The 14,344-nt window shown below is 39.3% G+C and carries 11 protein-coding genes; all 11 read left to right on the top strand.

The features are described from left to right. The first annotated feature begins 26 nt into the window (after positions 1-26). A complete protein-coding gene (locus H580_RS0100055; RefSeq protein ID WP_028592987.1) occupies positions 27-653 on the top strand; it encodes a hypothetical protein in 627 nt (208 codons plus the stop codon). A 358-nt stretch (positions 654-1,011) separates the two neighbouring features. Next, positions 1,012-1,188, top strand: a complete 177-nt coding sequence (locus H580_RS26060) for a hypothetical protein (RefSeq protein ID WP_157282605.1) — start codon at positions 1,012-1,014, stop codon at positions 1,186-1,188. Between the two features lie 134 nt (positions 1,189-1,322). Then, complete coding sequence (locus H580_RS0100045; RefSeq protein ID WP_028592986.1) at positions 1,323-2,126, top strand: hypothetical protein; 804 nt, start codon at positions 1,323-1,325, stop codon at positions 2,124-2,126. Positions 2,127-2,245: 119 nt separating this feature from the next. Further along, positions 2,246-3,424: an RHS repeat domain-containing protein gene (locus H580_RS0100040; RefSeq protein ID WP_157282603.1), complete on the top strand. Its 1,179-nt coding sequence runs from the start codon at positions 2,246-2,248 to the stop codon at positions 3,422-3,424. Between the two features lie 399 nt (positions 3,425-3,823). Further along, positions 3,824-5,383 carry a hypothetical protein gene (locus tag H580_RS0100035; protein WP_028592984.1) on the top strand — a complete coding sequence of 520 codons (1,560 nt, stop codon included), beginning with the start codon at positions 3,824-3,826 and terminating at the stop codon, positions 5,381-5,383. A gap of 81 nt (positions 5,384-5,464) precedes the next feature. Further along, positions 5,465-7,045: a hypothetical protein gene (locus tag H580_RS0100030; RefSeq protein ID WP_028592983.1), complete on the top strand. Its 1,581-nt coding sequence runs from the start codon at positions 5,465-5,467 to the stop codon at positions 7,043-7,045. An 84-nt stretch (positions 7,046-7,129) separates the two neighbouring features. After that, positions 7,130-7,387, top strand: coding sequence for a hypothetical protein (locus H580_RS0100025; RefSeq protein ID WP_028592982.1), 258 nt, complete (start codon positions 7,130-7,132; stop codon positions 7,385-7,387). A gap of 19 nt (positions 7,388-7,406) precedes the next feature. After that, positions 7,407-8,375, top strand: coding sequence for a hypothetical protein (locus H580_RS0100020; RefSeq protein WP_028592981.1), 969 nt, complete (start codon positions 7,407-7,409; stop codon positions 8,373-8,375). Positions 8,376-8,412: 37 nt separating this feature from the next. Continuing rightward, a complete protein-coding gene (locus tag H580_RS0100015; protein WP_028592980.1) occupies positions 8,413-13,542 on the top strand; it encodes an RHS repeat-associated core domain-containing protein in 5,130 nt (1,709 codons plus the stop codon). A 14-nt stretch (positions 13,543-13,556) separates the two neighbouring features. Next, on the top strand, positions 13,557-13,943 hold the full coding sequence (locus H580_RS0100010; RefSeq protein ID WP_028592979.1) for a hypothetical protein: 387 nt from the start codon (positions 13,557-13,559) through the stop codon (positions 13,941-13,943). Between the two features lie 169 nt (positions 13,944-14,112). After that, positions 14,113-14,344: HTH domain-containing protein (locus tag H580_RS26495; protein WP_028592978.1), on the top strand; the 232-nt coding region annotated here is incomplete at its 3' end.

Genomic DNA, 14,344 nt, shown 5'->3' with positions numbered 1-14,344 from the left:
TCTATAATACAAGTAGGAGGTCGAGTATGCCATTGTGGTTAAGGCTTTCAATTAAAGTAATAATAGTATTTAGTGCTTCATCATTTTTATGGTTTCTGATAGGTTCAACAGCATATCTCCAAAGGGGTATGGATATTATTGGATCCGTTTATTTATTGTTCGTAGGTATTCCAGTGCTATTGTTTGCTATACTCCTTACTAGACTTCTCATTAAGAGATGGACTCCGACAAGTGGAGTGGATTACATTGGAATATGTGTAAGGCTAGTAATATCAATATTACTCTCTGCCGTCCTAATTTATAGTGTTAACTCCCATGGTTGGACAAAAGAAGTGATACGAAGTGATTCACTAAAGAACACTGTAGATGGTAAATATGAATATCGAATTGAATTTATAAATTTATTTCAAAGAAACAGTAATTCCAGGCTTTATTTAAGGGATGTAGGCTCGGGTGAGGAAAAGTATATCCCTGTTAGCATTCAGACACGCGAGATTGTAGTACTTGGGGTGAGAGATGTTAATCATTGGATAGTGTTAGAACCGACCGATAAACCAACTCGTTACTTCCTGTCCACAACAAAAGAACTCGGCATACCAGAGGAAAAGTTTGAAATCTTTACTATTGAAGGAATTTCTAAAAGGATAGAATAGTATCGATAATTGAAAGCGAGAATGTAGCTTTTGAGAATTATTTGAGTTTTGACGAAGTAATAAGGAGATATTTGAACATGGCGTAAGGCTGTGAATGTAAGAGAGTATTGAAGAGTATGAAACCCATACGTGAGTTACCTCCATATGGGTTATTTTAATGGGTGTATAACTTACTGATTTTTTTTCTTTTAAATTTTCGAAATATATCGAATTGGGGAGAGGGCAGTTTATGTTTGATCTGCTTGGAAAAGGGCCGCATTAATATGTAGTGGACGGGAGCTCGAGATGGGTAAATTTAAATTTATTTCAAGAGAAGAATCAATTGAGATTTGTGAGTTAATTGTAGAAGAAATGATTAATGAGTTCAAGTGAAGAAGAAGCGGTAGGTCGAATGAATGAACTATGGCATAATCCTGAAAGAGGCCCTATTGATAAAGATGAAGATTTTTTAAATTATGAAAGCAAAATAGTTGGGCGTTTATTATTTACTATGGAAATAATGATCAATGGTGGAATAAAAGTGAATCTGAAATGAAACCACGACCCTATCCTAAGGAGTAATACTTTAAGAGAATAAGAAATTATAAAAACAGAGGAAAAGCAGTTTTTTCCTCTGTTTTTATTTATACTAACTAAGAGAATCCACAAAACTACAAAAAGGGGTAAACAATGACTAAACACGTAAAAAAATATCTGTTTGCAATTGTACTATTCATAGCAATGATATCGGTAACTATAGTAACAGACCGTGTAACTTGGTCAGCCGCTAGTGCAGAGAAAAATGTATACCGTGCAAGTACAGATTACAGCACCATTCAAGGCGATAACCATTGGTACTACCAAGAATGGGATGGCTCTACGTATACGAATTTAAAATGGGATAACTCCAAAAAATTATGGCAAGGTAAAAACAAGCACCCTACGATCGCTGCTAATGTTCATCATCCAGATAAGGTCGATATCGTACGAAAATGGGTTGCACCGAAGCCGGGCATTGTCCATATTAGTGGACAAGTGGCGAAGAGTAATCCGACATGCGGTGATGGTGTCAAAGCGATCATTCGTAAAAATAATAATCTCGTTTGGTCTTCAACTATCGGATTTGATGATACTGTTGGGGTGTCTGCGAACTATACGACAAATGTATCAACGGGAGAGGCCCTTTATTTTATCGTGAATCAGCAGCAAGAGAACAGCTGCGACGGCACTTTCTGGGACCCAACCATTACATATGATGATAAAAAGCTATTGAAGTATACAGCTTCAGAAGGATTTAGCTCTATCCAAGGTCAGAATAACTGGTATTACGAGGAACAGGACAAAGACAAGTTCTACCCAATGACATGGATAAAGAAAGAGAATCTATGGAGGGGAAGTACGGAGTTCTCTATGATCACAGCTGATTGGCAGCATCCGGAGGCAAGAGACTCTATCCGCACTTGGGCAGGCCGACTTCAGGTGTTGTGCAAATAACAGGAAAGCTTGCCAAAGATAATATTAATTGTGGTGATGGCATTATAGCTACCATTTATAAAAATGATAACGCTATTTGGTCAACTCACGTAGTTTTCGATGATAAAGTAGGCTTTCAAATGAAACAGCATATAACGGTTCGTACTGACGATCGCTTACGGTTTGTTATTTCTCAAAGCGGAGAAAACTCCTGTGACGGAACAATTTTCAATCCAACGATTACCTATGATGCTAATCCAATAAAGTATACAGCTTCGGAAGGCTATAGTCCCATCCAAGGTCAGAATAACTGGTATTACGAAGAGCGGGACAAGGACAAGTTCTACCCAATGACATGGATCAAGGCAGAAACCCTATGGAGAGGGAATGCTGAGTACTCTATGATCGGACATCATTGGCAGCATCCAGAAGTAAGAAATTCTGTTCGTACGTGGTTAGCGCCGACCTCAGGTGTAGTCCGAATTAGCGGACCGCTTGTAAAAGATAATGTTGCTTGTGGTAATGGAGTTATAGCGAAGATATATAAGAACGATAAAGTAGTGTGGACAACTCCTGTCTTATTTGATGATAAAGTAGGCTATACCATTCAACATGATTTGTCCGTGCGTGCGGATGATCGGATACGTTTTGTTACTTCTCAAAATGGAGAAAATTCCTGCGATGGGACGACTTTTAATCCAACGATCACGTATTTAGATCCGAAGCAGCCCCTGTCCTACTCTTCAAGAGTTAACTTTGGCTCTGCTCAAGGGCAGTCCAATTGGTACTACCAAGAATTGATTGGTCAAGATTATGTGGACATGACTTTTGATGCGAAAAAGCAAGAGTGGAAGGGTGTTCGTGAATTTTCTACGCTTACCTTTAACATGTATCATCCCGATCCATCAGCGGCAGTACGCAAATGGGTTGCTCCCAAATCAGGAAAAGTCCGAATGACAGGAAATCCTGTTAAAGGTCACATTAGTTGTGGAAATGGTGTGGAGGCCATGATTTATAAAGGTAAGACGAAATTATGGGGGACTAAGCTAGCTGCTAATGATGACAAAGGGATTGCTTATAATATGACCACACCTGTCTCGCAAGGACAAGCGTTGTATTTCGTCGTGGATGCTGGTGAAAATATTGATTGTGATAGTACGTTCTGGGATGCGCAGATCGAATATACAACCACATCAAATATATCCGATTACTCCTATGATGGTTCAAATCGATTGGAAACGATCACGCTGCCATCTGGGCAAGTCATCCATTATTATTACGATACAAATGGTAACTTGATTCAGAGAAGGAAAGGCTAGTCTCAAGACCTCAGAAGAATTATTTCTGGGGTCTATTTTTTGCGTAGTCTGCTGCGACGTGATTATTACCTCATAATAACGAAGTATGAAAAACATTGGTGTAAGAAATGACAATAATATCAAGGACAGATGATGAGGTTACAGGTAATCTATTATATGTTCAATCGTTCATTATATTTAAGAGAAAAGTATGAAGTAATCAAATGCTGGTGTTAATCGTAGTAAAAGAACAATGGAGAATGGAGCTATAGTATGACTAAAAACACCTTTAAACCTTTTTGCAAAATGATAAACTCATTCCTAATATTTTTGCTGGTCACCGTCGTTTTCTTGTCCAATCATTCATTTGCTCTAAACAAAAACCATTATTTGTATGATCGAGATGGGAAGTTGATTGAGATGAGTCAGAGTGATGGAACTATCGATTATAGATACGATTTAAACGGCAACGTAATAGATCGTTTGAAAGATCGAAATCTTCTTATTAACTCTAGCTTTGAGGTGTTGAAAAATCAAACTACTGAAGTTGCAAGCAACTGGGCGACATGGAAAAACAGTGCTGAATTACCAACGTCATCACAACTTGTGCAGCATCCAGTAGATTCTGGACGATATGCACAGAAAGTAAGCGCAAGTCAACTTCCGAAAGGAAATTTGTTATCTCTATACCAAAAGGTATCACTTCAACCAGAGAAATCGATCCAAGCAACTGTGCGAGCAGAAGTAGAAAGTTTGAAGGATGCACGAGTATTAATGACGATAGATTTTCATGATGCAGCAGGAAAGTATTTATCTACTATAGGAACAACTGACGTTGCGTATAAGACAAACGGTTATATGACTTTGAATACTAGTGGAAAGACGCCAGTTGGAACAGCATATGGTGTCATGCAGATGTATATCATCAGCAAGGTAGATGGAGGATCGGGCACGGTATACTGGGATTCCGCAGCACTAAGATATAGTGAACCGAACCTATTAAGTAACAGCAGCATGGAGAAAGTCGAGAATGAACAGTCAGTTGCGAGCAGTTGGGCGACATGGAAAAATAGTGCTGAACTGCCAACTTCATCACAACTTGTGCAGCATCCAGTAGATTCTGGACGATACGCACAGAAAGTAAGCGCAAACCAACTCCCGAAGGGGAATTTGTTATCGTTATACCAAAAGGTATTAATGCAGCCAGAGAAATCGATCCAAGCAACTGTGCAAGCAGAAGTAGAGAGTCTGAAGGATGCACGAGTATTAATGACGATAGATTTTCATGATGCATCAGGAAAGTATTTATCTACTATTGGAACAAGCGATATTACGAATAAGACGAACGGCTATATGACTTTGAACGCTAGTGGAAAGACTCCTGTTGGAACAGCATATGGAGTGATGCAGATGTATATCATCAGCAAGGTAGATGGAGGATCGGGCACGGTATACTGGGATTCCGCAGCACTAAGATATAGTGAACCGAACCTATTAAGTAACAGCAGCATGGAGAAAGTCGAGAATGAACAGTCAGTTGCGAGCAGTTGGGCGACATGGAAAAATAGTGCTGAACTGCCAACGTCATCACAACTTGTGCAGCATCCAGTAGATTCTGGACGATACGCACAGAAAGTAAGCGCAAACCAACTCCCGAAGGGGAATTTGTTATCGTTATACCAAAAGGTATTAATGCAGCCAGAGAAATCGATCCAAGCAACTGTGCGAGCAGAAGTAGAAAGTTTGAAGGATGCACGGGTATTAATGACGATAGATTTTCATGATGCATCAGGAAAGTATTTATCTACTATTGGAACAAGCGATATTACGAATAAGACGAACGGTTATATGACTTTGAATACTAGTGGAAAGACGCCAGTTGGAACAGCATATGGTGTAATGCAGATGTATATCATCAGCAAGGTAGATGGAGGAGCAGGCACGGTATATTGGGATTCAGCTGTGCTAAGTTATAAGTAGTTTTTATATGCTTTGAATCGTAACGAGTATACAGTTTAATGTTTGTTTACTTAGCAGGCATATAGAAAGATGGGGGAAGTTATGGTTAATAATAAAATCATTCAAAGATGTCGGATATTCGTAGTAAGTTTGGCTATTCTATTCTCTTTCACGATTTCATCTTCGGCAGGAGCGATGGATAGTGGGGTTACTTACTCTTACTCAAGTGATGGGCAGTTGCTATTCTCTAAATTTTCAGATGGAACTTATTTAGATTACTTCTATGACGATAATGGGAATCTGGTGAAGAAAGTTCCTAGATATCGTGAGACATTTGAAAGAGGAAATTTTGAAACAACAGACTATATGTCGGGCAATCCGGGATACTCAGGTGAAGTTACAAATACCCCTGATAAGTTAGTAACAGGAGCGTATTCAGTCTATGGAGCAAGTGATACCACATGGGAATGGAACACCTTCCTAGCATCGGATTCAAGAAAATTACAGTTGGAGCCGAATACAAGCTACACAGTGTCATTCAAATATAAAGTGATAAAGTCTCCTAGTGAGAAGGGGAGCCACTATTTCTTTAGTAGAAGTAGCACCGGAAATACAGCGCAAGATAAGGGTTGGATGACATGGAATGATAAAGCGGGAAGTAAAGGCAGTAAAATAGTAACCTTTACATCTGGTCCTTATGGGGATTATCAACTCAATTGGGGAACGAATCATGGAGGAGCTATTTCAATCGATGACATTCAAGTAACGAAACAATCGGAATCATTTGAAAGAGGAAAGTTCGAGTCGACTCATTATATATCGGGTAACCCCGGCTATTCGGGTGTAGTGACCAATGAAGCTGAGAAGGTAGTGACAGGTTCGTACTCAGTCTATGGGGAAAGCAAAGCTACCTGGGAATGGAACACCTTCCTAGCATCCAATCCTAGAAAATTGCAACTAGAGCCGAATACAAGCTACACAGTATCGTTCAAGTACAAGGTTATCAAGTCCCCAAGTGAGAAGGGGAAGCACTATTTCTTTAGTAGAACAAGCATCGGAAATACAGCACAAGATAAGGGTTGGACCGAATGGAATGATCCGGCGGGAAGTGTCGGAAGTAAAGTAGTAACCTTTACGACTGGTCCCTATGGGGATTACCAACTCAATTGGGGAACGAATTATGGGGGAGCTATATCAATCGATGACATTCAAGTAACGAAACAATCAGAGTCATTTGAAAAGGGGAGATTTGGGACAACGGACTATATGTCAGGCAATCCTGGATACTCAGGCAAAGTGACAAAGGCTCCCGAAAAAGTTGTCACAGGTGCGTATTCGGTGTATGGGGAAAGTGATGTCACCTGGGAATGGAACACGTTCCTAACGACAGATCCTAGAAAAGTGCAGCTAGAGCCTAATACCAGCTATTCGGTATCATTCAAGTATAAGGTAATCAAGTCTCCTAGTGAGAAGGGAAGTCACTATTTCTTTAGTAGAACTAGCACCGGAAATACAGCGCAAGATAAGGGGTGGACCGAATGGAAAGATAAAGTGGGGAGTGTAGGAAGTAAAGTCGTGACCTTTACAACGGGACCTTCTGTTGATTATCAACTGTACTGGGGAACGAATTATGGAGGAGCCATTTCAATTGATGACATTCAGATAACGAAAATAACTAAATAAAAATCAGTGAACTATTGCCTAGTTTTACGTATGACAAGAACGAAGATTGAGACTTGAAATGTTACTATTTTCTTGAGGTGACCTATGAGATTTCGATTACTATTTTTACTTCTTATCACAATTTTATTTTTACAACTTCCAAGTAATGCGTTTGCTGCAGGTACTAGCAACACGGCAACTTCAAGTGAGTTCAACAATCAGCCTACTGCTTTCTCTGCTGTATGGGAAGCGAACGATCCTGGGCTTGGGCATACGGCTGGCCGTCAAAAAGGGGCTGTATGGCATGCGGATCAAGCTGTTGACAAAGAAGGGTTCTTGAATTACGGCCCATACTACATTTAACCGATTCGGTAAGATGCTCATGACAAACTATCGCTACGACCTGAACGGGAATGTAGTAAAACAAGAATACGATTGGTATAAAGATACATTTGAGCAAGGTACATTTGCTCAAACTCGATTTACAGAGGGATATTATGAAGCTAAAGGAAAACTAACGAATGAGCGATCACAAGTCATCAATGGTAGTTATTCGGTAGTAGGAGAATCCATCAGTGGTCAAGAGTGGTTCGAATTTTTGCATACGGATATAAGTAAGATTCAATTTGAACCTAATAGCACGTACAAAGTTACTTTTCGTTACAAAGTAAATCAGGAAACAGGGCCAAATAGCTCTTATTATTTCTTAGCTAGAACGCCCGACGCTGGTGTAGGAAATGACAAGGGAGATACATGGTGGAAAGGAAAGTCAGGGGAAGTAGGAAGTAAGACGATAACGTTCACAACAGGATCTTCAGCGAAGTATTACCTAATTTGGGGAATCCACAAAGGTGGGTCGTTATCTATCGATGATATCCAAATTACAAAAGAAATAGAGTCGTTTGAAAGTGGAGGATATGTACTTCCATCGTATACGAAGGGACATTATACAACCGAAGGAAAAATAACAAATAACCCATCACAAGTCATCAATGGTAGCCATTCGGTAGTAGGAGAGTCTGCAAGAGGTCAAGAATGGTTTGAATTTTTGCATACGGATATAAGTAAGATTCAATTTGAACCTAATACGACGTATAAGGTTACATTTAGCTATAAGGGTAATCAAGAACTTGGTCCTGAGAGCTATTATTACTTTATAGCCAGAACGCCAGATGGAAGCTATAAGGAGAATGATAGAGGACATACGATTTGGAAAGGCAAGTCAGGGGAAATAGGGAGCAAGACGATAACGTTTACAACGGGATCTTCATCAAAATATTATCTAATCTGGGGAATCCACAAAGGGGGTGAGCAATCCATAGATGATATAACGATTAAGCTTGAAAAGTAGTACATATCCGAAATACATAACAGGGGAATGTGAACAAATGAAAAAAATGAGAAAGCTATCAGCATTACTAGCATTAGTTATGTTTTTAGAATTAGCTGCACCGTTATTCTTCCAGGTTGCAGTAGCAGCGGCAGCGCCTAAGTCAGTGACAACTCAAACTGCTGACAATAAGGCGTTGCTGACAATTGACTATATCGCTAAGAAATACAATGTAACTCCTTCGGACATTCTTTTGCGATTGAATGAAGGGTACTCTTTGAAGCATGTTCATGATGCGTTAGCAAAGAATTCAGATATTGCGGCTTTGCCAGCTACACTGGAGGAGCTATTTCCAGGCGTAGGGAAGAAGTATGAACCTCCTGCAGTAACAGATGCGACATATGGGTTGCAGCTGCCAGGATTTGATGTGCCATTTCCTAATCTGGGAGATGTAACAGGGGCTACATACGGAAATGTAACGGAGTCCGTGTATGGATCGAGGAAGAAAAGAAGCTTATCATCGAGGCCATTGGAAATAAACCATGATGCTTTGAGTCTTGTAAAGCAAAATACGAAGTTGGATCAAGCTCCTTACGCGGTTAGTACAGGGAATGAAACGATTTCTAGTATGGATGGCTCTTTGAGCTTATCTTCATCGGACCTATCCATTCCAGGTAGAAACGGACTTTCATTTACATTGAGTAGAAGCTACAACAGCAACGATGCAGAGTTTTATCAGAAAAGTATGAGGTCTACGTATACTGTGACCTCTACCATCTATCCTTATGTGAACTATAAAGTTTATCAAGTTTACCCCAATGGAGAAAGAGTATTACGAGAGGATCGGGATAGTGGAGCTCCCGTAGTTGCATATGGTTCCTTTAGATGGGATTTGGTTCATTTACCAGTCGAACATATTTATAATAGATATGAACGTGTAGATGCAACAGCTAAACATTTTTTCTCTCCGGAGAATTATTATGTCTACAAATCCTTTAGTTGGGGAGGGAATGATTACGAGATACATATCAGGGGGAATGAAAAATATGCCATAAGAAGCAGTTACCCCCATTGGCGTTATTTACCTGATAATGATGTAAAAACTGATCCTATGGATGGACGTTTAGGTGTTGGTATTGGTTGGTCATGGGATATTCCATATATGAAGTTCGAAGATAAAGAGACGTATATCCGGATGCCGGCAGGTGGAGTATATCAAGTAGATAGCAATCTTAACTTGAAGCGCTATCCATGGCAAGATGCTCTTTTGTTAAAAGATACGAGCAGAACGGTGGAAGGATTATCTTCAGAATATGTACTAAAAATGGATCAGGGACTATCTTATTATTTTTCAAAAGAAGGTTATCTGATTCGTATAGAGGACAATTACACAAACTTTTTGAACTTTAAGTATGATGGAGGTAAGCTGGGGAAGGTAACTGACTCTATAGGGAATTATATTCAAATTACCTATACTTATAGAGCGATTACAGCTACGAATGGCAAAGAAACAATAAAATATCAATTCAATGCTTCCTATAGTCCGTATACCGAGTATTTAGAATCGGTCACGGATTCGATGGGAAGAACAACGAGATATGTTTATGAAACTGCGGAATCTAAGTTCTCGGTAACTTCGGATCCTGTTAACCAGAGAAATGATTATTCCTTATTGAAAGCTGTTCACCATCCAACAGGCGCTCGAACCGAGTACAAGTATGACAAAGTGCTTCGTCACTTAGGTCATGATTCTAAGCAAGAACAGTATCGGGTCATCGAGCGTAAAGATGTTGCACAATATGTGGACGGTTCAGTAATCGAGAGTAATAAATCGAACATTCAATATGAGTCTGACCCGTATGCTTCCTCTGGAAGTAACTTACAACATAAGACGATTATTAAAAGCGGAGATGCAACGAGTACTTTTATTTACGATAAAGTGTATTCAGGGCAAGATTTCGTATTCCGAAATGTAGAAACCGTACAACAAGCAGGTCAGACACAGCAAGTTACGAATCAAGCATATACATCGAACGTCTTTAATCCTTATCCAACACAGATTACGTCGAAGAAGAGAAGTAACGGAGCAGAAAGTCCATCTCTCATCGTAAATCGTCAATATAATGAGAATGGCAGTGTGACGAGTGAAACAAATAATCTTGGAGCCAGTTCAACAACTACTTATGATGCAAAATGGAATCTACCAGAGACGATAGCATCTAAGCTGGATGCAAATCAGCTGACTTTTACTCGTTTGATTCGAAATGACAAGGGTTCAGTTATTGAATCTAAAACGTATGCCAACGCAGAAGGCGGTCAGCTTCTGAGTCACATCAATTATGAGTATGATGGGTTCGGAAATGCGACCAAAGTAACGGCACATAATGATAAAGGCAAGCCATCCGTATTCCGATATCACTATGGCGCTGAGTATCAACATGCATTCCTTACACAGCAAGAAGTAGATGTTACGAATGTAGATGGACAAGTCACTACAATTGTTGAAAAAGCGAAGTATGATCCGGCGACGGGACGACTGTTATCCTATACAGATGGTAAACAGCAAACGACATCGTATGCGTATGATCCATTGGGACGCATGACACTGGTTACGATGCCGAATCAAAGCCAGATTAGCTATCTATATAATGATACTCAAAATCATGTGCAACTGAAGAACACGCTCGGTGAAGTGACTGAAGCATGGTTCGATCCATTGGGTCGTAAGATTAGAGAGACACAAGGCTTAGGCCAAGTGAAATACGGCTATGATGAACGTACAAGTCAAATGATTTGGACAGAAGATCCGTATGGCAATCGCACAACGTATGTCTATGACGGATTTGGACGTCCACTTCAGACGACGTATGCAAATGGTACATCGGATCGGGTTGAATACGATGATGCAAAACTAACAGTAACAGCCATTGATGCAGAGCAGAATCGTACAAGATCAACAAGCGATGTGTTAGGTAGAACAATTTTAGTAGAGTCGTACCAAAACAAACAGAATTATGTTCCTCTACAGCGTACAGAGTACAATTTTGCAGGTGGAGTTACTTCTACGACGGATGCGAAGGGTAACCATACAGCATATCAGTATGATGCTGGTGGTCAGCTGAGTGCGGTTACTGATGCTGAAAAGCAAACGACAAGTTATCAATATGATCGCTTGGGCAATTTGCTCGAAACAACGTATGCAAATTCGCAGAAAATGAAGAAGGAATATGATGAGCTTGGTCGCGTTACGAAGAAGATTAATGGAACAGGTCAAGTACAAAAATACTACTATGACGCGAATAGCAACTTAGAGAAGTACATCGATCGTAGTGGAAACATTACTGAGAATTCTTATAATGTGATGAATCAGCTAATTCAAAATACGCTTGGCAATGAAACGGTTCAATACAGCTATGATACTGAAGGTAGACCGGTCACGATGACGGATCATCGAGGAACGACGAGCTATGAGTATCAGGCACGTTCTGGATTCTTAACGAGCATTAAATATCCAGATGGTGTGAAGCTAACAAATAACTATGATTTAAACAAGAAGACGGGGTATGAGTTCGCGGCTCCAGGCGTAAATGTGAAGGTAGATGGTACCTACAATAATGTTAATCAGTTGAAGCAGTTGAATATTATGAGTGGTGGCAATCAGCCAGCGAAGACGATTTCCTACGATCACTTGGCAAATGGACAATTGGCAAAGCAGGCGTATGGCAATGCGTTTGTCACGGACTATCAATACGAAGACATGAAGCTGAAGAAGCTGAACCATGCGAAAGATGGAGCAGCGCAGAACACTTTCCAATACAGCTATGACTTGGTTGGAAACATCACGCAGCGCAATGAAAATAGTTATATCACGAATTTCTCATACACACCATTGAATCAGATTCAAACCTCAAGTGAGTTCAACGAGACGTATTCGTATGATGAGCGATATAATAGGGAGACTTTGGATAGCTCTAGAGAACTACCAGATAAAGATGCACAGTACGAGTACGATAAAAAGAATCGATTGACGAAGGTCACAGGAGATCATAATCCAGTAACGTATTCATACACAGGAGAAGGATTGTTGTATGAGCGTATAGAGAATAACGTTAAGAACCGCTACTATTACGATGCTAACAAGTTGTTACTAGCAGAAGCAGTCGTCGGAGCAGATGGCAAAGCCAAGATTAAATATGTCTATTTGTATGATCTAAATGGCAAGCTTATCGGTCGTCAAGATGCTGCAACAAGTCAATTGCAATACTACCAGCTTAACGGTCATGGTGATGTCGTAGCCATTGTTGATGAAGCGGGTAAGAAGCTGAATGAATATCGTTATGACATTTGGGGATTGCCATTAGGAGAGAAAGAGACAGTTCCGAATATCTTGAAATACTCCGGCGAGTATTGGGATAAGACGACAGGGCTTCAATATCTTCGAGCAAGATGGTACGACCCAAGTATGGGACGCTTTATTAGTGAGGATACATATGAAGGGGAACTGAATAGTCCACTTAGTTTAAACCTTTATACGTATGTACATAATAACCCGTTAATATACATTGATCCAACTGGTCATGCAATAGATAATGCTCAATTAAATACTTATCTTCAAATAGCCACGTCAGAAGGGAAAAATTCCGAAGTGTATTGGAAAATAAGGAGTATATTGGGTGGTGAAGTTGATAGTCTACTTTCGAATTATATGGACAAAAATAATCAATTTAAATATCTTTTTAGTTTAGCGACAGGTACACACAGTAAAAAGAGTGAAAATACTTTAGGTAATGCTCAGTGGGCAGAAAAGCAATTACAGAAGATGTTTGTATTGGATGCTTCTCTTGAAAATTTACCTAATATGATGGGTTCTGTTGGCGGTCCTATAAAGGGTGTAAGAAGTGTGATAAATGGAAATGCCGCTCTTACGAAGGCAGCGGAAAAAATGGCCAAGGACCCTAAAGTAAGGAAAGAAGCAGATAAGCTTGTAGAAAAATATGTAGCTGGAATTAAAAATCCAGGAAAAAGAACGGGTACAAAGAATTTGTTTAAAGATATTAGCTATCTCCGAGGTGATGCGGGAGCAAGGGTTTTCTTTAGAATGGTTAATGGAGAAATGGTGATTCTAGCAAAATCAAATAAACATAATGAGCAAAAAGTTATTGAGATTTTAACGAAACTTTACAAGTGATTTAGGGGGACGAGATGAAAATAGTTAGTTTAAGTTATCCAGTACCATTGAGTGAACTTGAAGATATTTTTAATGATGACATAGACGTTTTTGTGAAGTTAGAAGATGGTATTAGTTACAGTGTAGTAGTTACTACACCATTAAATATAATGGAGAAAATGGATGCAGAAGAAATTGAATATATTCCTGCATCTTTTCCTAAAATAATCGTTAAAAGTTTGACGGAAGAAAATATTTATAATGCAGTTGAAACTTACGCTGAAGAGAATGCATTTTGGTTAAAGTTGTTATATATAACAGGAGGAGGAGCAACTTCAATGGATATCGAATATATCGATAAGTTACTTGAAGAAATTGAAAAGTCGAATGAAGAGCTCAGAGAGTGTAACGAGGAAGAATAAATCCGAGTTTAATATTTTGGTTTTTATTAATGATCATATGTAGATATAAAGAGGACTTAGTTTTATATATGAACTGTAACCCGTAAGATGGACACTTTTAAAAAAAGTGCCCTCTTACGGTTTTTTATGTTTTAATCATAGTATTGAGAAGTAGATGAGGATGCGGATTATGAATAAAAGAATCAGAAAGAGCTTCACTAAACATGAGATAGAGTTATTGAGTAAAAATTCAAATGTATTACATGTGTCGGAAAAAAACATCACTTATTCACCAACGTTTAAGGTAGCTAGTATCCAAGCCTATCAACAAGGAAAAACACCTTTAGATATATTCTTAGATGCAGGATTTTCTACAGAGATCATCGGACGAAACACACCGAAGAAATGTTTGCATCGTTGGA

This window comes from Paenibacillus assamensis DSM 18201 (assembly GCF_000422445.1).
Classification (GTDB): domain Bacteria; phylum Bacillota; class Bacilli; order Paenibacillales; family Paenibacillaceae; genus Paenibacillus_B; species Paenibacillus_B assamensis.
This window is presented reverse-complemented; position numbering and strand designations above follow the sequence as displayed.

What these genes read in the sequence shown, in the direction of transcription:
- H580_RS0100055 (WP_028592987.1), top strand. Translation starts at nt 27, where the DNA reads ATGCCATTGTGGTTAAGGCTTTCAATTAAAGTAATAATAGTATTTAGT.
- H580_RS26060 (WP_157282605.1), top strand. Translation starts at nt 1,012, where the DNA reads ATGAGTTCAAGTGAAGAAGAAGCGGTAGGTCGAATGAATGAACTATGG.
- H580_RS0100045 (WP_028592986.1), top strand. Translation starts at nt 1,323, where the DNA reads ATGACTAAACACGTAAAAAAATATCTGTTTGCAATTGTACTATTCATA.
- H580_RS0100040 (WP_157282603.1), top strand. Translation starts at nt 2,246, where the DNA reads ATGAAACAGCATATAACGGTTCGTACTGACGATCGCTTACGGTTTGTT.
- H580_RS0100035 (WP_028592984.1), top strand. Translation starts at nt 3,824, where the DNA reads ATGAGTCAGAGTGATGGAACTATCGATTATAGATACGATTTAAACGGC.
- H580_RS0100030 (WP_028592983.1), top strand. Translation starts at nt 5,465, where the DNA reads ATGGTTAATAATAAAATCATTCAAAGATGTCGGATATTCGTAGTAAGT.
- H580_RS0100025 (WP_028592982.1), top strand. Translation starts at nt 7,130, where the DNA reads ATGAGATTTCGATTACTATTTTTACTTCTTATCACAATTTTATTTTTA.
- H580_RS0100020 (WP_028592981.1), top strand. Translation starts at nt 7,407, where the DNA reads ATGACAAACTATCGCTACGACCTGAACGGGAATGTAGTAAAACAAGAA.
- H580_RS0100015 (WP_028592980.1), top strand. Translation starts at nt 8,413, where the DNA reads ATGAAAAAAATGAGAAAGCTATCAGCATTACTAGCATTAGTTATGTTT.
- H580_RS0100010 (WP_028592979.1), top strand. Translation starts at nt 13,557, where the DNA reads ATGAAAATAGTTAGTTTAAGTTATCCAGTACCATTGAGTGAACTTGAA.